Source organism: Bradyrhizobium sp. WSM1417 (genome assembly GCF_000515415.1).
Classification (GTDB): Bacteria; Pseudomonadota; Alphaproteobacteria; order Rhizobiales; family Xanthobacteraceae; genus Bradyrhizobium.
In genome coordinates this window covers 5,385,644-5,402,496 of record NZ_KI911783.1, presented here as the reverse complement: position 1 = coordinate 5,402,496, position 16,853 = coordinate 5,385,644, and the positions used below count along the sequence as shown (strand labels likewise).

Sequence of the window (16,853 nt, the reverse complement as noted above, 5' to 3'; positions counted from 1 at the left end):
AAATGAGATCACGGCGTTTCGTCGCCCCGAATCAGTCAATTGGCTCAAGACCTAGCTGTACAAGATCTGGCTGTATTTGATTGAATATGCGGACAAAATACCAACAGCCGCTTACCTTCGCCCGGTTTGCACCACCACCGCGGCAAAATCGCGGCCTAAACGGTGCGTCAGACGGGAGCGGGTCTTTTACCGGCGGGATAGACCCGATATGAATGCGGCTTGCGCTCAAGATTGCCGCGTACGGAGGAAGTCCATGGCAGCCAAGACAAAATTCCGGGGATCGTTCACCGCCTTGGTCACGCCGTTCAAGAACGGCTCGCTGGACGAGGCGGCGTTTCGCTCCCTGGTCAACTGGCAGATTTCAGAGGGCACCAACGGCCTGGTTCCGGTCGGCACCACCGGAGAGAGCCCGACGCTGAGCCATGACGAGCACAAGAAGGTCGTCGAATGGTGCATCGAGGAAGCGAAAGGCCGCGTGCCTGTCGTCGCCGGCGCCGGCTCCAACTCGACCAAGGAGGCGATCGAGCTTGCCCAGCACGCCGAGAAGGCGGGGGCGAACGCGGTTCTGGTCGTGACGCCCTACTACAACAAGCCGACCCAGGAAGGCATGTACCAGCACTTCAAGGCGATCAACGACGCCATCGGGATTCCGATCATCATCTACAACATCCCGCCGCGCTCGGTGATCGACATGTCGGTCGACACCATGACGCGGCTGTGGGAGCTGAAGAACATCGCCGGCGTCAAGGACGCCACGGCCAGCATGGTCCGCGTCTCGCAGCAGCGCGCGGCGATGGGTGAGGACTTCAACCAGCTTTCGGGCGAGGATGCGACCATCCTCGGTTACATGGCGCATGGCGGCCACGGCTGCATCTCGGTGACATCGAACGTCGCGCCGCGGCTGTGCTCGGAGTTCCAGTCCGCCTGGGCGAAGGGCGACCATGTCACCGCGTTGAAGCTGCATGACAAGCTGATGCCGCTGCACAACAACCTCTTCATCGAGAGCAATCCGGCGCCGATCAAGTACGCGCTGTCGCTGCTAGGCAAGCTGGACGAGACGCTGCGGCTTCCGATGGTGCCGGTCACCGAACCGACCCGCGTTGCCGTGCGCAGCGCGATGGTTCATGCTGGCCTCATCAACTGATGCGCTAGCCGAACGGGGAGCTTTTCATGGCGATCGAGGCAAGAGGCACGCGGATGCTCACGGAGTTCCGCGAGTTCGCCATGAAAGGCAACGTCGTCGACCTCGCGGTCGGCGTCATCATCGGCGCGGCCTTCGGCGCCATCGTGACGTCGCTGGTCGGCGACGTGATCATGCCGATCATCGGAGCGGCCACCGGCGGCCTCGACTTCTCGAACTACTTCACGCCGCTTTCGAGCAAGGTCACCGCCGCAAATCTGACGGACGCGAAAAAGCAGGGCGCCGTCTTGGCTTGGGGCAACTTCCTCACGCTGACGATCAACTTCATCATCATTGCCTTCGTGCTGTTCCTGGTGATCCGTGCCATGAACAAGTTGAAGCGCAAGGACGAGGCAGGGCCTGCCGCTCCGCCGAAGCCGTCGGCCGAGGTCGAGCTGCTGACCGAGATCCGCGATCTCCTCAAGAAGTCTTGACGCGCGCGCTTCATCCAAACTGTTAGCGTCCTCGCGCATCTCGATCAGGTTTTTCTTCCATGGCCGACAAGAACGAACGTCCGATCAAGGTCATGGCGGAAAATCGCAAGGCCCGCTTCAACTATGCGATCGAGGATACGATCGAGGTCGGCATTGCGTTGACCGGCACCGAGGTCAAGTCGATCCGCAACGGCAAGAGCACGATTGCGGAATCCTACGCCGATTCCAAGAACGGCGAGATCTGGCTGATCAACGCCACCATTCCGGAATATCTCCAGGGCAACCGCTTCAATCACGAGCCCAAGCGGCCGCGAAAACTGCTGCTGCATCGCAAGCAGATCAACAAGCTGATGGGCGCGGTCGACCGCGAAGGCATGACGCTGATCCCGCTCAAGCTTTACTTCAACGAGCGTGGTCGCGCCAAATTGCAGCTCGCGGTTGCAAAGGGCAAGAAGCTGCACGACAAGCGCGAGTCCGAGAAAAAGCGCGACTGGAGCCGGGAGAAGGGCCGCCTGATGCGGGCGAGGGGATAGCGGGATGACTCAGAGAAACCTGCTCGAGGTCGATTGGGCCCGGATTCCCGCACCCGCGGACGACGGCAGCGCCGTGCACCTGAAAGGCATGACATTGCCGCCGGTCAGCCTGCTCGCCACTGACGACACGTCAGTCGCGCTCTCGGCGCTGCGTGGCCGGACCGTGCTGTTCGCCTATCCGCGCACCGGCGAGCCCGGCAAGATCGCGCTGGTCGACGATTGGGACATGATCCCGGGCGCGCGCGGTTGCACGCCGCAGACTTGCGCCTTTCGCGATCTGTTCGCAGAGCTGAAGGCCGCCGGCGCCGCGCAGGTGTTCGGCCTCTCGAGCCAGAGCAACGCGTACCAGACCGAGATGGCCTCGCGGCTGCATCTGCCGTTCCCGGTGCTCTCGGACGAGAAGCTGGTGCTGACGCGCGCCCTGAATTTGCCGACCATGGAGGTCGCGGGCCTCACGCTGATCAAGCGCCTCGCGCTGATCGTTGACGACGCCAGGATCACGCATGTGTTCTATCCGGTGTTTCCGCCCGACCGAAACGCCGGCGATGTCCTGGACTGGTTGAAGGCCAATCCGGCCAAGGGCTCGTCTAAGGATTAGTCGAGGTCGGCCTTCACCTTCGCGAACACGGAGCGGAACATGTCCGGCGTCAGCACGCGGGTGTTCGTGTTGTAGCGGGAGCAGTGATAACTGTCGTAGAGCCTGAATGCGCCGGCCTGATGCACGGCGCCGTGGCCGAAGGGGGCTTGCGATCCCTTCAGGTTCAGCGGCTTGAGCACGGTGTCGTGCGCAATGCGCCCAAGGGCGACGATCGCGCGCAGGTTCGGCATCGTTGCGAGATTCGCCGCGAGGAACTGCCGGCAGGTGCTGATCTCGACCGGCAGCGGCTTGTTCTGCGGCGGCACGCAATGCACCGCATTGGCGATCCGACAGTCGACCAGCTTCAGGCCGTCGTCGGGACGCGCCTGATATTTGCCCTTGGCGAAGCCGTATTCGAGCAGCGTCGCGTAGAGCAGGTCGCCGGCATAATCGCCGGTGAAGGGACGGCCGGTGCGGTTGGCGCCCTGCATTCCCGGCGCAAGGCCGACGATCAGCAGGCGCGCCTTGATGTCGCCGAAAGGCGCAACCGGTGCATTGTGCCACAATGGTTCGCGCGCGCGGTTCGCCTCGCGAAAGGCGACCAGGCGCGGACAGAGCGGACAGTCACGGTCGGGGACGAGGCTGAGAGGCTGGCGGCTTGACCGGGCCGCCTCACTCCTCGAAGTCGTCATCGCCCCTCGCCGGCGCCATCGTGGTCGCGCGCTGGAGGAACTGCGGAGCGTGGTGGCGCGCCTCGCGGTCGCCGCGGTCACGCGGGGCGGGGCGTTCGGACGGGTCGCGACCGAGCTTGGACTGCAACTCGACAAGGTCGGTGAAGACGTCGGCCTGGCGGCGCAGCTCGTCGGCGATCATCGGCGGCTGGCTCGCGATCGTGGAAATCACGGTGACCCGCACGCCGCGGCGCTGAACGGCCTCGACCAGGGAGCGGAAGTCGCCGTCGCCCGAGAACAGCACTATCTGGTCGATGTGCTCGGCGAGCTCCATCGCGTTCACGGCGAGCTCGATGTCCATATTGCCCTTGACCTTGCGGCGGCCGGAGGCGTCGATGAACTCCTTGGTCGCCTTGGTGACGACGGTGTAGCCGTTGTAGTCGAGCCAGTCGATCAGCGGCCGGATCGAGGAGTACTCCTGATCCTCGATGATCGCGGTGTAGTAGAACGCCCTAAGCAGCGTCCCGCGGCTCTGAAACTCCTTCAGCAGGCGCTTGTAATCGATGTCGAAGCCCAGAGTTTTCGCCGTCGCGTAGAGATTGGCTCCATCGATGAAGAGCGCGATCTTGTCGGAAGAGGAAGGTGACATTCAGTTTGCTCGCGTAGAGTTCGTGATTGATCGTTTATTGTTGGCGCGGCGACAGCAAGCCGCGCACTTCTAAAGTCCCGCCGAAACCCGTCGAAACCGCAAATCCGGAGAAGTCGGGGCAATCAAGGTATAGTTATGGCCAACTTGCACAGTCCCGGCGCCGCCGTCCCCAGCGGCCCGGGAAACCACCCATCCCAGCCCCAATGTGGGGGTAGCAGAGCCGTTTGGCGAGGCCAAATCACAAATTGGCCTTGCGAAACCCTCCCGGCCCCTATAACTACCGGCATTCATCCACATATTTCGTCCCACCCACAACGGAGCGACAGTCGATGGCTCGCGTCACCGTAGAAGATTGTATCGACAAGGTCGACAACCGGTTTGACCTGGTCCTGCTGGCCGCCCACCGGGCCCGCATGATTTCGTCTGGTTCACAACTAACGGTTGACCGCGATAACGACAAGAACCCTGTTGTGTCTTTGCGCGAAATTGCTGAGACCACGATTTCGCCGGAGGATCTCCGCGAGGAGCTGGTGCACTCGCTGCAGAAGTTCGTCGAGGTCGACGAGCCCGAGCCGGACACTGTGCCGCTGATCGGTTCCGCCGGTGCAAGCGTGGATGCAGACGATACCGAAGTCGCCGTGGAGCGCATGACGGAAGAAGAGCTCCTGAAGGGTCTCGAGGGCCTCGCACCGCCCGAGGAGCAGCCCGAGGAAGACGAGTAAATCGTCCCATCACGCTCATCGACTTCTTTGTGATCTGATCAAAGGCCCGAACCGTTGTTCGGGCCTTTGCTTTTGTTGGCGTTTTCGTGGTTACCATAGCGTCATCGGTTCGCGCCTGTCCCTGTCACCGAATTGATCGGACACGCGCGCGATCGGAGCTAAGATGTATACAACGGGCTGTGTCGTGGTCCGTTTGAAGGCAGGACGGCATGGTATATCGACGCCGCACACCAACGCAGATGCAGGCCGCAACCGAATCGGTTGCCGTGGCCCCGACTGCGCCGGTGGCGCGCCCGGCGAAGCCTCGCGCACGCATGATGCGTCAATATGACCTCGTCGAGCGCGTCAGGTCCTACAATCCCAACACCGACGAAGATTTGCTGAACCGCGCCTACGTCTACGCCATGAAGGCGCACGGCTCGCAGACCCGCGCCTCGGGCGACCCGTACTTCTCTCATCCGCTCGAAGTGGCGGCGATTCTGACCGACCTGAAGCTCGACGACGCCACCATTGTGGCTGCGCTGCTCCACGATACGATCGAGGACACCGAAGCGACGCGGGCCGAGATCGACCAGATCTTCGGGCCCGAGATCGGCGCGCTGGTCGAGGGCCTGACCAAGCTGAAGCGGCTGGAGCTGGTGTCGCGGGAGGCCAAGCAGGCCGAAAATCTGCGCAAATTGTTGCTGGCAATTGCCGACGACGTCCGCGTGCTCCTGGTGAAGCTCGCCGACCGCCTGCACAACATGCGCACGTTGGACTTCGTGCCGACGGAATCGCGACGGCGCATTGCCGAGGAGACGCTCGACATCTATGCGCCGCTGGCAGGGCGCATGGGCATGCAGGAAATGCGCGAGGAGCTCGAGGACCTGTCGTTCCGGACCCTCGACCCCGAAGCCTATTCGGTGGTGATGCAGCGGCTCGATGCGCTGGCCGAACGCAACCGCAATCTGATCGGCGAAATCGAGGACCAGCTCTCCAACAATCTGCGCCACCGGGGCTTGGGCGCGCGGGTCTATGGTCGCCGCAAGAAGCCGTTCTCGATCTGGACCAAGATGGAGCGCAAGTCGGTCGGCTTCGAGCAATTGTCCGACATCTTCGGCTTCCGCGTCGTCGTCAACGACATCGAGGCCTGCTATCGCGCGCTCGGCATCGTCCACACCAACTGGCCGGTCGTGCCCGGCCGGTTCAAGGACTACATCTCGACGCCGAAGCAGAACGACTACCGCTCGATCCACACCACCGTGATCGGCCCCGGCAACCAGCGCGTCGAGCTGCAGATCCGCACCGAGGCGATGGACCAGATCGCCGAGCGCGGCATCGCCGCGCACGTGTTCTACAAGGAAGGCGTGGGCTCGCCGACTGAATTTCTCAAGCGCGAGTCCAATGCGTTCGCCTGGTTGCGCCACACCATCGGCATCCTCTCGGAGAGCGCCAACCCCGAGGAATTCCTCGAGCACACCAAGCTCGAACTGTTCCACGACCAGGTGTTCTGCTTCACCCCCAAGGGCAAGCTGATCGCGCTGCCGCGCCATGCCAACGTGATCGACTTCGCCTATGCCGTGCATACCGACGTCGGCAACAGCGCGGTGGGCTGCAAGATCAACGGCCAGTTTGCGCCGCTGTCCTCGGAGCTTCAGAACGGCGACGAGGTCGAGGTGCTGACCTCGGAAGCGCAAGCGGCGCCGCCGTCGGCCTGGGAAACGCTCGCGGTCACCGGCAAGGCGCGCGCCGCGATCCGCCGCGCCACCAGGACCGCGGTGCGCGATCAATATGTCGGTCTCGGCCGACGCATCGTCGAGCGCCTGTTCGAGCGCGCCAAGATCGAATACGCCGACGACAAGCTCAAGGGCGCGCTGCCGCGACTCGCGCGGACCTCGATCGAGGACGTCATGGCGGCTGTGGGGCGCGGCGAGATCAAGGCCTCCCACGTCGCGCGTGCGATGTATCCCGACTACAAGGAGGAGCGCATCGCGCGCTACGGCGTCAAGAAGGGGCTTGTGGGCAAGCTCAAGGAGAAGTCGTCCGAACCGCCGCGCAGCCCGGTCGCGATCCCGATTCGCGGCATCAATTCCGACCTGCCGGTGAAGTTCGCGCCGAATGGCGGCGCAGTGCCCGGCGACCGCATCGTCGGCATCGTCACGCCGGGTGAAGGCATCACCATCTATCCGATCCAGGCGCCGGCTCTGAAGGATTTCGAGGAAGAGCCGGAGCGCTGGCTCGACGTGCGCTGGGACATCGAGGATTCCGCGCCGCAGCGCTTCCCGGCCCGCATCAAGGTCGAGAACGTCAACGAGCCCGGCGCGCTGGCGCAGATCGCGACCGTGATCGCCGAGCACGACGGCAACATCGACAACATCAGCATGCAGCGCCGCTCACCGGATTTCACGGAGACGACGATCGATCTCGAAGTCTACGATCTCAAGCATTTGAGCGCGATCCTGGCCCAGCTGCGCGCGAAGGCGGTCGTCGCCCGCGCCGAACGTGTTAATGGATAGACGCCTTTCGTCCTGGTTCTATCCCCATGATTTCGTGAGTCCTGAATGCCTGCACCTCCGCTCCGCCTCGGCGTCAATGTCGACCATGTCGCGACCCTGCGTAACGCGCGCGGCGGCCGCAATCCCGATCCGGTGCGCGCGGCGCTGCTGGCGATCGAGGCCGGCGCCGACGGCATCACTGCTCATTTGCGCGAGGATCGCCGGCATATCCGCGACGAGGACATGGCGCGGCTGAAAGCCGAGATCTCCAAGCCGCTCAATTTCGAGATGGCGGCGACCGACGACATGATGCGCATTTCGCTCGCCACCAGGCCGCACGCGGTGTGCCTCGTGCCGGAGCGGCGCCAGGAGGTGACGACCGAAGGCGGGCTCGACGTCGTCGGCCAGCACAATGCGCTGGCGCCCTATATCGCGCGTCTGAACGATGCTGGCATCCGGGTGTCGCTGTTCATCGCGGCCGATCCCGCCCAGATCGAGATGGCGGCGCGGCTGCGCGCGCCCGTGATCGAGATCCACACCGGCGCCTGGTGCGATGCCGTTGTCGACGGTCACACTGATAAGGCCGAGGCCGAATGGCGGCGAATCGTGGCAGGGGCGAAGCTGGCGAAGGAAGCGGGGTTGGAGGTTCACGCCGGACACGGGCTGGACTACGCGACGGCGGAGACGATCGCAGGCTTGCCTGAGATCATGGAGCTAAACATCGGCTACTACATGATCGGCGAAGCCCTATTCGTCGGTCTCGCCGAGACGGTTCGCAGCATGCGCGCGGCGATGGACCGCGGCCGGAGCCGGGCATGATCATCGGCATCGGCTCCGATCTGATCGACATCACCCGGGTCGGCAAGGTGATCGACCGCCACGGCGAGCGCTTCCTCGACCGCATCTTCACCGCGGCCGAGCGGGCCAAGGCGGAGCGGCGTGCCAAGAACGAGAAGATGGTGGTGGCAACCTACGCCAAGCGCTTCGCCGCCAAGGAGGCCTGTTCCAAGGCACTCGGCACCGGCATCAGGCGCGGCGTGTGGTGGCGCGACATGGGGGTGGTCAACCTGCCGGGAGGGCGGCCAACCATGCAATTGACCGGCGGGGCACTGGCTCGGCTCCAGGCCCTGACGCCGGAGGGCTTCGGGGCGCAGATCGACCTGTCGATCACCGATGACTGGCCGTTGGCACAGGCCTTCGTCATTATTTCCGCCGTGCCGCTGGCCAAACCCTGACGGTGCTCCGTTAATTTTATAATTCGCATTCAAAATCAAATGCTTATGCAGTTTTGATGCGATCCTTGATTGCGTGGCCTCCGACAACCGTCTAAAAGTCCGCGGACGCAAATCAGGCTGGGCGAATTCGGCTTTACGCCGGAATTGGCCCTCATTATCAGAATCAGGACAATCTCCTTGGGCCGCGAGCGATAGGCTGTTCGCGGGAGGAGGGCGCGCTGTGACCGCCCGCCGGAATTGAGAGAGCAATGAGCGTGACTTCAGGAACGAAAACTGAGAGCGGCGTCGGCGAAACGATCCGGGTCGTGATCCACGCTCTCCTGATCGCGCTGGTGATCCGCACCTTCCTGTTTCAGCCGTTCAACATCCCATCCGGCTCGATGAAGGCGACGCTGCTGGTCGGCGACTATCTGTTCGTCTCGAAATATTCCTACGGCTACAGCCACTACTCGATCCCGTTCTCGCCGCCGCTGTTCTCGGGGCGGATCTGGGGCTCGGACCCGAACCGCGGCGACATCGTCGTATTCCGCCTGCCGAAGGACGATTCCACCGACTACATCAAGCGCGTGATCGGCCTGCCCGGCGACCGCATCCAGATGCGGGACGGGCTGCTCTACATCAACGACACGCCGGTCGAGCGGCAGCGCATGAGCGAATTTGTCGGCGAGGACCCCTGCGGCGCCGAAGGCAGCGGCGTCTCCCGTGTGAAGCGCTGGAAGGAAACGCTGCCGAACGGCGTGTCCTACGAGACGCTGGACTGCGCCGACAACGGCTACGTCGACAACACCAACGTCTACACCGTGCCGACCGGCCACTTCTTCATGATGGGCGACAACCGCGACAACTCCACCGACAGCCGCTTCCTCGGCCAGGTCGGCTACGTGCCGCAGGAGAATTTGATCGGGCGCGCCCAGATGATCTTCTTCTCGATCGCCGAAGGCGAGCATGCCTGGATGTTCTGGCGCTGGCCCTGGGCGGTGCGCTGGAATCGCTTCTTCAAAATCGTCCGATGAAAGACGAAGCCAAGGACATCGCGACCCTGCCGACCGAGGCGCAAGCGGGCCCCGACGGCGAAGCTGCGACCAAGACTCTTGAGAACAAGGCCCTTGAGATCAAGACGCCTGAAAACAAGACGCCTGCAAAGAAGAAGCGGGTGCGGAGCAGCAAGGCCAGGGCCTCGGATGCGAACGCGGGGCTCGAGGCACGCATCGGCTACAGCTTTGCCGATCCGAATCTCTTGATGCAAGGCATCACGCATGTCTCCGCGCTGAAGTCCGGGCGCAAGCGCGGCGACAGCTATCAGCGGCTGGAATTCCTCGGCGACCACGTGCTCGGGCTCGTCGTCTCCGATATGCTCTATCACGCCTTCCCGAACGCCGACGAAGGCGAGATGTCCAAGCGACTTGCCGAACTGGTGCGCAAGGAGAGCTGCGCCGATGTCGCCAAGTCGCTCGGTCTGCTCGACGACATCAAGCTCGGGTCGGTCGGCTCCAGCGCCGACGCGCGCCTGCGCAAGAGCGTGCTCGGCGACATCTGCGAGGCCGTGATCGGCGCCGTCTTCCTCGACGGCGGCTACGCGGCGGCGGCCGATTTCGTCAAGCGCAACTGGACCGAGCGCATGCACAAGCCGCGGCGTCCATTGCGCGATCCCAAGACCGTTCTCCAGGAATGGGCGCAGGGCAAGGGATTGCCGACGCCGGTTTACCGCGAGGTCGAGCGCACCGGCCCGCATCATGATCCGCAATTCCGCGTCGCGGTCGATCTGCCGGGACTCGCTCCGGCGGAAGGCATCGGCGGCAGCAAGCGCGCGGCAGAGAAGGTGGCAGCTTCAGTGATGATCGAACGTGAAGGCGTTGGCGGCGGCAATGACGGTTGAAGCAAGCGGCGAGGCGCCCACTGCCACGCGCTGCGGCTTCGTGGCGCTGATCGGCGCGCCTAACGTCGGCAAATCGACGCTGGTCAATGCGCTGGTCGGGGCCAAGGTCACGATCGTCTCGCGCAAGGTGCAGACCACGCGCGCGCTGATCCGCGGCATCGTGATCGAGGACAACGCGCAGATCATCCTGGTCGATACGCCTGGCATCTTCCTGCCCAAGCGCCGGCTCGACCGCGCCATGGTCTCGACCGCCTGGAGCGGCGCGCATGACGCCGACCTCGTCTGCGTGCTGCTGGATGCCAAGGCCGGCATCGACGAGGAAGCCGAGGCGATCCTCACCAAGGTCGCCAGCGTCAAGCACGAGAAGATTTTGGTCATCAACAAGGTCGACCTGGTCCAGCGCGAGAAGCTGCTGGCGCTGGCGCAGGCCGCCAACGAGCGCATGGCCTTCGCAAAGACCTTCATGATCGCGGCGATCTCCGGCGACGGGGTCGACGACCTCAGGCATACGCTGGCCGAGATCGTGCCGCCGGGGCCGTTCCTCTATCCCGAGGACCAGATGTCGGACGCACCGATGCGGCAGCTTGCGGCCGAGATCACCCGCGAGAAGATCTTTCGCAAGCTGCACCAGGAATTGCCCTACCAGTCCACCGTCGAGACCGACAAGTGGGAGGAGCGCAAGGACAAGTCGGTGCGCATCGAGCAGACGATTTTCGTCGAGCGCGAAAGCCAGCGCAAGATCGTGCTCGGTGCGGGCGGTGCCACCATCAAGTCGATCGGCGCGGACTCGCGCAAGGAGATCGGCGAGATCCTGGGCGTGCCGGTGCACCTGTTCCTGTTCGTCAAGGTGCGCGAGAACTGGAGCGACGATCCCGATCGCTATCGCGAGATGGGCCTGGAATTTCCCAAAGAATAACCAAGAAAAGATCGGTCAGCGATGAGCGTACCCAGCAACGTACGGCGCTTCGAAGCGTTGCTCTATGCATCGTTGATGCTGGATGCCCTGTCGGTGGCGGTGCAGGACCGCACGCCCAACGCCGAGATGACCGAGCAGATGATCATGACGTCGATGCTGTTCGCCGGCGGCATGATCCTGCTGCTGGTCTATTTCGTCAGGCTGGCCGCGCGCGGGCGCAAGAACTGGCCGCGCTGGGTGCTGGCCGCAGCGCTCGTGCTGTCGGTGATCTCGCTCGGCCAGATCATCGGCCAGAAGGGCATGGAACTCGACAGCGCCATCGAGATCATCTCCTGCGTGCTGACGGCGATGGGATTGTATTTCTCGTTCCGCGGCGACGCGCAGGGCTGGTTTAACGCGTAAGGCGTCGGGTGGATTGGCGGCGCGCAATCCCGCCAATCCGCCCTACGATTGAAGACCGGAATCCGCTAGACTTCACCGATGGAATGGACCGACGAAGGCATCGTGCTGGGGGTGCGGCGGCATGGCGAGAGCAGCGCTATCGTCGAGCTGCTGACCCGTGCGCACGGCCGCCATCTCGGTCTCGTCCGCGGCGGCGCCGGCTCTCGGATGCGGCCGCTGCTGCAGCCCGGCAACAGCCTCAGCGTGGTGTGGCGGGCACGGCTCGACGAGCATCTCGGCACCTATGCCATCGAGGGCCTCAAGCTGCGGGCGGCGACGCTGCTGGGGTCATCCCACGGCGTCTACGGCATCACCCATCTCGCCTCGATCGCGCGGTTGCTGCCGGAGCGCGATCCGCACGAAAACATCCTTGCGCTGCTCGAACATTCGCTGGACGATTTCGACGACATCGGCAGCGCCGCCGTACACGTGATCCATTTCGAGCTGGCGATGCTCACCGAGCTCGGCTTCGGGCTGGCGCTGGAAAACTGCGCGGTGACCGGAGAAACCAACGACCTGATCTATGTCTCGCCCAAATCCGGCGGCGCGGTGTCGCGCGGGGCGGGCGAACCGTGGCGCGACCGCCTGTTGCGGTTGCCGCCGTTCCTGCGCCAAAGCGAGGTGCAGGGCGACCTCACCGATCAGGATCTCCAGGACGGCTTTCGGCTGACCGGCCTGTTCCTGCTGCGCCACGTGCTGGAGCCACGCGGGCAAGGCCATTCCGACGCGCGGGCGGGCTTCATCAACGCGCTGACGCGGCAGCAGGCAAAGATCGCCATTTCCGCGCCATGAGCCTGGCGCGGCTCTGCGTTGCCTCGACAGGCCGGCCCCTGCTGGAACAAAACTGGGTTCCCCGGACTTACCATTTGGGTTCCAATCGGGGATAGGCTCATGCTGATCAAGGGACTTGTTATATCGGCAGCGCTGATCGCGCTGGCGCCGGACGCTCTCGCGGGTGAGCAGCCGGGCGTCTTTCGTCGTGCCTCCTGCACCGTTGTCAGATTTTATGTGGCCAAATATTCCGCTGCAGCCGCAGAGGCATGGGCGCGGTCCAAGGGCGCGACGGAGGCCGAGATCGAGACGGCGCGGCGGTGCCTGACCAGTGCCCCGGCCACGACGCAGGCTAAAGCCGCGCCACCCACCCAGACCTTCACCGCAGGCTGGGCCGGCCAGTAGGCCGCCCACAGGAACCAATCGATCCTTGCCCGATTCGCTTCCACGGTTTAACCGGGCGGCATGGGAAAACGAATCGTTCCGCCGGAAGAACCGGCCGAAATTCATGAGGTGCCACTGCGCGAGGCGCTGGAAGAGCGCTATCTCGCCTACGCACTCTCCACCATCATGCATCGCGCGCTGCCAGATGCCCGCGACGGCCTGAAGCCGGTGCACCGGCGCATCCTCTATGGCATGCGCCTGCTCCGGCTTGATCCGGGCACGGCTTTCAAGAAATCCGCCAAAATCGTCGGCGACGTGATGGGCTCGTTCCATCCGCATGGCGACCAGGCGATCTACGACGCCATGGTGCGTCTGGCGCAGGATTTCTCCTCGCGCTACCCGCTGGTCGACGGCCAGGGCAATTTCGGCAATATCGACGGCGATAATCCGGCCGCCTATCGCTACACCGAAGCGCGCATGACCGACGTCGCGCGGCTTCTGCTCGACGGCATCGACGAGGACGGGGTCGAATTCCGCCCCAATTACGATGGCCAGTCGAAAGAGCCGATCGTGCTGCCCGGCGGCTTCCCGAACCTGCTCGCCAACGGTGCGCAGGGTATCGCGGTCGGCATGGCGACCTCGATCCCCCCGCACAACGCCGCCGAGCTCTGCGAGGCCGCGCTGCATCTGATCGAGAAGCCCGATGCGAAATCCAAGGCCTTGCTGAAATGGGTCAAGGGTCCGGATTTCCCGACCGGCGGCATCTGCGTCGATTCCAAGCAGGCGATCGCTGAAGCTTACACCACCGGCCGCGGCTCGTTCCGCGTCCGCTCCCGATGGGAGCAGGAAGAAGGCGCGCGCGGCACCTGGGTCGTCGTCGTCACCGAGATTCCCTTTCTGGTGCAGAAGTCGCGGCTGATCGAGAAGATCGCCGAGCTGCTGGACCAGAAGAAGCTGCCGCTGGTCGGCGATATCAGGGATGAATCGGCCGAAGACGTCCGCATCGTGATCGAGCCGAAGTCGAAGAACGTCGATCCCGCGCTGATGATGGAATCGCTGTTCCGGCTGACCGAGCTCGAAAACAAGATTCCGCTGAACCTCAACGTGCTGATCAAGGGCCGCATTCCCAAAGTCGTGGGGCTCGCGGAGTGCTTGCGCGAATGGCTCGACCATCTGCGCGACGTGTTGATCCGTCGCACCAACCATCGCAAGGCCGAGATCGAGCGCCGGCTGGAGATTCTCGGCGGCCTGCTGATTGCCTATCTGAACATCGACGAAGTGATCAGGATCATCCGCACCGAGGACGAGCCGAAGCCGGCGCTGATCAAGGCGTTCAAGCTCACCGAGGTGCAGGCCGAAGCCATCCTCAACATGCGGCTGCGAAGCCTGCGCAAGCTCGAGGAGATGGAGATCCGCAGCGAGGACAAGGATCTTCGCAAGGAGCTGAAGGGCATTGAGGGATTGCTGGCGTCCGAACCCGAGCAGTGGAAGAAGGTCGGCGAGCAGGTCGGCAAGGTCCGCGACATGTTCGGACCGAAGACTCCGCTCGGCAAGCGCCGCACCACCTTTGCGGATGCGCCGGAGCACGATCTCGCCGCGATCGAGGAGGCTCTGGTCGAGCGCGAGCCGGTGACGGTGGTGGTCTCCGACAAGGGCTGGATCCGCACCTTGAAGGGCCATGTCGAGGATCTCTCGGGGCTGGCCTTCAAGCAGGACGACAAGCTCGGATTCGCGTTCTTCGCGGAAACGACCTCGAAGCTGCTGCTGTTCGCCACCAACGGAAAGTTCTACTCGCTCGATGTCGCAAAACTTCCGGGCGGCCGCGGTCATGGCGAGCCGATCCGCCAGTTCATCGATCTCGAGCCGGAGGCCGCGCCGGTCACGCTGTTCGTCAACAAGGGCGGACGCAAATTCCTGGTCGCGAGCCACGAGGGCCAGGGCTTCGTCGTCAACGAGGACGATTGCGTCGGCACCACCAAGAAGGGCAAGCAGGTCCTCAACGTCGACATGCCGAACGAGGCGCGCACGGTCACCGAGGTGCTCGGCGACACCGTCGCGGTCATTGGCGAGAACCGCAAGATGCTGCTTTTCCCGCTCGACCAGATGCAGGAGATGCCGCGTGGCCGTGGTGCGCGCCTGCAGAAATACAAGGACGGGGGTCTTTCCGACGTCGCCGTGTTCGACGCCAAGGCGGGCGTGACCTGGAAAGACTCCGCTGGCCGCGAATTCTCTGCGACCATGAAGGAGCTCGCCGAGTGGCGCGGCAACCGCGGTGACGCCGGCCGCCTCGCCCCGAAGGGATTCCCGAAGTCGAACAAGTTCGGCAGGGTGATCGGGTAGTCGGGCGACAGTCTGGTTCCGCCGGTGCGCACGGTCTGATACCGTCCGCCATCTCGGTGTTCTGGAACGTTGAGAAGTAGCGCGATGTACGATGTCATTGTTGTCGGCGGCGGCTCCGCCGGCGCCGCTGTTGCGGCGCGGCTCTCGGAGGATCCCGCACGGCGCGTCCTGCTGCTCGAGGCGGGTCTGGACTGGCGCGCCGATGAGGCGCCCTGGGAAGTGAGGACGCCAAATCCCATCCCGATCATCCACAAGCGCGAGTACCAGGAGAAATGGCAGTGGCCTGATCTTCTGACGCGCCGTGTGGCCGGCCAGGAGCCGCGCTTCTACTGGCGCGGCAAGGGGCTTGGCGGCTCATCGATGATGAACGGCCAGATCGCCATCCGCGGCGTCGCCGATGCGTTCGACGAATGGGCGGCCCATGGCTGCACCGGCTGGTCGGCGAAGGACGTCATGCCGTTGTTCTCGGTGATCGAGGATGATCTGGAATTCGGCGACGAGGCCTGCCACGGTCGCGGCGGACCGCTGCCGGTCTATCGGGCGCCGCCGGACAAATGGGGGCCGATCGATCGCGGCCTGCGCGATGCGGCGCTGGCGAGCGGGTATCCCTGGTGCGCCGACGTCAACGGCGCTGATGGCGAGGGCGTCGCCTGCTATCCCATCAACAGCCGCGACAGCCGCCGCATCACCACCAACGAGGGATACCTCGAGCCCGCGCGCGGTCGCGCCAATCTGGAAATTCGCGGACATGCGCTGATCGATCGCGTGCTGATCAGCGACGGCCGGGCGACCGGCCTCCGTGTTCACATCGAGGGGCAGGGCACCCACGAGATCAGCGCGCGCCACATCGTGCTGTGCGCCGGCGCCATCCACAGTCCGGCGATCCTGCTGCGCTCGGGCATCGGACCTGCGGATGAGCTGAAGGCGATGGGGATCGCGGTCGAGCGCGACCTGCCGGTCGGCAAGCACTTCTTCGACCACCCGCTGTTTCGCGCCACGATCCAGCTCCACGAAAATCTGCGGCCCACAGATCCCGACACCCGCCACACCAATTGCTGCGTGACCTATTCGTCAGGCCTCGCCGACGGCGGCAAGCGCGACATGATCCTGATCGCCTTCAACCACCGCGGCATCGGCGTGCCGGGCGCGATCGGCGCCGGGCTGTTCAACGCGTATTCTCGTGGCACGCTCAAGCTGGCCTCGACCGACCCTGCGATCGATCCTGTCGTCGAGGAGAACATGCTGGCCGATTCCCGCGACATGCTGCGCATGATGGATGCGGTGAGGCGGCTTGCCGTGATCACTTCCCAGCCCGGGCTGGCGGGCATCGCCGACTGGATCCGGCTCGCCGACACGGATCTGACGCTGCCGCAGGCTGCGGCCTTGCCGGATCACGAGCTCGATGCGTTGCTGCGCCGTGAGACCGGCGACATCCAGCATGCCGCCGGCAGTTGCCGCATGACCGGCGTCAACGACGCCGACGGCGTGGTCAATCCTGACGGCACCGTGAAGGGCATCTCCGGCCTGCGCGTCGCCGACGCCTCGATCATGCCGTCGGACTGCCGGGCCAACACGCATTTTACGACGGTGGTGATTGGGGAGGCGATCGCGCGGATGATGATGCGTTAGTCGAGCATCGATCGCCGGCGT

At 64.2% G+C, this 16,853-nt stretch carries 18 protein-coding genes; 16 read left to right on the top strand and 2 right to left on the bottom strand.

What is annotated here, in order from left to right; genetic code table 11:
* Window positions 1–253 precede the first annotated feature (253 nt).
* Genes dapA through BRA1417_RS0126305 form a run of 4 tightly spaced genes read left to right on the top strand, consistent with a single transcriptional unit; the run spans window position 254 to window position 2,745 of the window.
* Entirely contained in the window at window positions 254–1,144 is an 891-nt protein-coding gene (gene dapA, locus BRA1417_RS0126320) for a 4-hydroxy-tetrahydrodipicolinate synthase (protein ID WP_027518362.1), read from the top strand.
* Window positions 1,145–1,197: 53 nt separating this feature from the next.
* Window positions 1,198–1,614 carry a large conductance mechanosensitive channel protein MscL gene (mscL, locus tag BRA1417_RS0126315; protein ID WP_027518361.1) on the top strand — a complete coding sequence of 139 codons (417 nt, stop codon included), beginning with the start codon at window positions 1,198–1,200 and terminating at the stop codon, window positions 1,612–1,614.
* 59 nt (window positions 1,615–1,673) lie between these two features.
* Window positions 1,674–2,147 carry an SsrA-binding protein SmpB gene (gene smpB / locus BRA1417_RS0126310; protein ID WP_027518360.1) on the top strand — a complete coding sequence of 158 codons (474 nt, stop codon included), beginning with the start codon at window positions 1,674–1,676 and terminating at the stop codon, window positions 2,145–2,147.
* A gap of 4 nt (window positions 2,148–2,151) precedes the next feature.
* A complete protein-coding gene (locus BRA1417_RS0126305) occupies window positions 2,152–2,745 on the top strand; it encodes a peroxiredoxin (RefSeq protein WP_027518359.1) in 594 nt (197 codons plus the stop codon).
* On the opposite strand, the gene BRA1417_RS0126300 is transcribed toward BRA1417_RS0126305, so the two are convergent.
* Window positions 2,742–3,416, bottom strand: coding sequence for a uracil-DNA glycosylase (locus BRA1417_RS0126300; protein ID WP_027518358.1), 675 nt, complete (start codon window positions 3,414–3,416; stop codon window positions 2,742–2,744). The two genes, BRA1417_RS0126305 and BRA1417_RS0126300, sit on opposite strands and share 4 nt — an antisense overlap.
* Entirely contained in the window at window positions 3,397–4,044 is a 648-nt protein-coding gene (locus BRA1417_RS0126295; protein ID WP_027518357.1) for an NYN domain-containing protein, read from the bottom strand. The genes BRA1417_RS0126300 and BRA1417_RS0126295 overlap by 20 nt, the downstream gene beginning before the upstream one ends.
* A gap of 329 nt (window positions 4,045–4,373) precedes the next feature.
* Between BRA1417_RS0126295 and rpoZ the strand changes: the two genes are divergently transcribed.
* The 12 genes from rpoZ (at window position 4,374) to BRA1417_RS0126235 (ending at window position 16,832) form a co-directional block, all read left to right on the top strand.
* On the top strand, window positions 4,374–4,766 hold the full coding sequence (rpoZ, locus tag BRA1417_RS0126290; RefSeq protein WP_007603391.1) for a DNA-directed RNA polymerase subunit omega: 393 nt from the start codon (window positions 4,374–4,376) through the stop codon (window positions 4,764–4,766).
* A 209-nt stretch (window positions 4,767–4,975) separates the two neighbouring features.
* Window positions 4,976–7,261 carry a bifunctional (p)ppGpp synthetase/guanosine-3',5'-bis(diphosphate) 3'-pyrophosphohydrolase gene (locus BRA1417_RS0126285; protein WP_027518356.1) on the top strand — a complete coding sequence of 762 codons (2,286 nt, stop codon included), beginning with the start codon at window positions 4,976–4,978 and terminating at the stop codon, window positions 7,259–7,261.
* A 45-nt stretch (window positions 7,262–7,306) separates the two neighbouring features.
* Window positions 7,307–8,059 carry a pyridoxine 5'-phosphate synthase gene (locus tag BRA1417_RS0126280; protein ID WP_027518355.1) on the top strand — a complete coding sequence of 251 codons (753 nt, stop codon included), beginning with the start codon at window positions 7,307–7,309 and terminating at the stop codon, window positions 8,057–8,059.
* Window positions 8,056–8,475, top strand: coding sequence for a holo-ACP synthase (gene acpS / locus BRA1417_RS0126275; RefSeq protein WP_027518354.1), 420 nt, complete (start codon window positions 8,056–8,058; stop codon window positions 8,473–8,475). Before BRA1417_RS0126280 ends, acpS begins: the two co-directional genes overlap by 4 nt.
* A gap of 248 nt (window positions 8,476–8,723) precedes the next feature.
* A complete protein-coding gene (gene lepB / locus BRA1417_RS0126270; RefSeq protein WP_007603395.1) occupies window positions 8,724–9,488 on the top strand; it encodes a signal peptidase I in 765 nt (254 codons plus the stop codon).
* The gene (gene rnc / locus BRA1417_RS0126265; protein ID WP_027518353.1) at window positions 9,485–10,351 is read left to right on the top strand and encodes a ribonuclease III; all 867 of its coding nucleotides are present in this window, start codon (window positions 9,485–9,487) and stop codon (window positions 10,349–10,351) included. The genes lepB and rnc overlap by 4 nt, the downstream gene beginning before the upstream one ends.
* On the top strand, window positions 10,341–11,267 hold the full coding sequence (gene era, locus BRA1417_RS0126260) for a GTPase Era (protein ID WP_027518352.1): 927 nt from the start codon (window positions 10,341–10,343) through the stop codon (window positions 11,265–11,267). Before rnc ends, era begins: the two co-directional genes overlap by 11 nt.
* A gap of 21 nt (window positions 11,268–11,288) precedes the next feature.
* The gene (locus BRA1417_RS0126255) at window positions 11,289–11,669 is read left to right on the top strand and encodes a hypothetical protein (RefSeq protein ID WP_027518351.1); all 381 of its coding nucleotides are present in this window, start codon (window positions 11,289–11,291) and stop codon (window positions 11,667–11,669) included.
* A gap of 78 nt (window positions 11,670–11,747) precedes the next feature.
* Window positions 11,748–12,500, top strand: coding sequence for a DNA repair protein RecO (gene recO / locus BRA1417_RS0126250; RefSeq protein ID WP_027518350.1), 753 nt, complete (start codon window positions 11,748–11,750; stop codon window positions 12,498–12,500).
* 99 nt (window positions 12,501–12,599) lie between these two features.
* Entirely contained in the window at window positions 12,600–12,884 is a 285-nt protein-coding gene (locus BRA1417_RS0126245; protein WP_027518349.1) for a hypothetical protein, read from the top strand.
* Between the two features lie 60 nt (window positions 12,885–12,944).
* Entirely contained in the window at window positions 12,945–15,203 is a 2,259-nt protein-coding gene (parC, locus tag BRA1417_RS0126240) for a DNA topoisomerase IV subunit A (RefSeq protein ID WP_027518348.1), read from the top strand.
* Window positions 15,204–15,287: 84 nt separating this feature from the next.
* Complete coding sequence (locus BRA1417_RS0126235) at window positions 15,288–16,832, top strand: GMC family oxidoreductase (protein ID WP_027518347.1); 1,545 nt, start codon at window positions 15,288–15,290, stop codon at window positions 16,830–16,832.
* Window positions 16,833–16,853: the final 21 nt, after the last annotated feature.

Excerpts from the sequence above, each read along its gene's own strand:
- dapA (WP_027518362.1), top strand. The coding sequence starts at position 254 with ATGGCAGCCAAGACAAAATTCCGGGGATCGTTCACCGCCTTGGTCACG.
- mscL (WP_027518361.1), top strand. The coding sequence starts at position 1,198 with ATGCTCACGGAGTTCCGCGAGTTCGCCATGAAAGGCAACGTCGTCGAC.
- smpB (WP_027518360.1), top strand. The coding sequence starts at position 1,674 with ATGGCCGACAAGAACGAACGTCCGATCAAGGTCATGGCGGAAAATCGC.
- BRA1417_RS0126305 (WP_027518359.1), top strand. The coding sequence starts at position 2,152 with ATGACTCAGAGAAACCTGCTCGAGGTCGATTGGGCCCGGATTCCCGCA.
- BRA1417_RS0126300 (WP_027518358.1), bottom strand. The coding sequence starts at position 3,416 with ATGACGACTTCGAGGAGTGAGGCGGCCCGGTCAAGCCGCCAGCCTCTC.
- BRA1417_RS0126295 (WP_027518357.1), bottom strand. The coding sequence starts at position 4,044 with ATGTCACCTTCCTCTTCCGACAAGATCGCGCTCTTCATCGATGGAGCC.
- rpoZ (WP_007603391.1), top strand. The coding sequence starts at position 4,374 with ATGGCTCGCGTCACCGTAGAAGATTGTATCGACAAGGTCGACAACCGG.
- BRA1417_RS0126285 (WP_027518356.1), top strand. The coding sequence starts at position 4,976 with ATGGTATATCGACGCCGCACACCAACGCAGATGCAGGCCGCAACCGAA.
- BRA1417_RS0126280 (WP_027518355.1), top strand. The coding sequence starts at position 7,307 with ATGCCTGCACCTCCGCTCCGCCTCGGCGTCAATGTCGACCATGTCGCG.
- acpS (WP_027518354.1), top strand. The coding sequence starts at position 8,056 with ATGATCATCGGCATCGGCTCCGATCTGATCGACATCACCCGGGTCGGC.
- lepB (WP_007603395.1), top strand. The coding sequence starts at position 8,724 with ATGAGCGTGACTTCAGGAACGAAAACTGAGAGCGGCGTCGGCGAAACG.
- rnc (WP_027518353.1), top strand. The coding sequence starts at position 9,485 with ATGAAAGACGAAGCCAAGGACATCGCGACCCTGCCGACCGAGGCGCAA.
- era (WP_027518352.1), top strand. The coding sequence starts at position 10,341 with ATGACGGTTGAAGCAAGCGGCGAGGCGCCCACTGCCACGCGCTGCGGC.
- BRA1417_RS0126255 (WP_027518351.1), top strand. The coding sequence starts at position 11,289 with ATGAGCGTACCCAGCAACGTACGGCGCTTCGAAGCGTTGCTCTATGCA.
- recO (WP_027518350.1), top strand. The coding sequence starts at position 11,748 with ATGGAATGGACCGACGAAGGCATCGTGCTGGGGGTGCGGCGGCATGGC.
- BRA1417_RS0126245 (WP_027518349.1), top strand. The coding sequence starts at position 12,600 with ATGCTGATCAAGGGACTTGTTATATCGGCAGCGCTGATCGCGCTGGCG.
- parC (WP_027518348.1), top strand. The coding sequence starts at position 12,945 with ATGGGAAAACGAATCGTTCCGCCGGAAGAACCGGCCGAAATTCATGAG.
- BRA1417_RS0126235 (WP_027518347.1), top strand. The coding sequence starts at position 15,288 with ATGTACGATGTCATTGTTGTCGGCGGCGGCTCCGCCGGCGCCGCTGTT.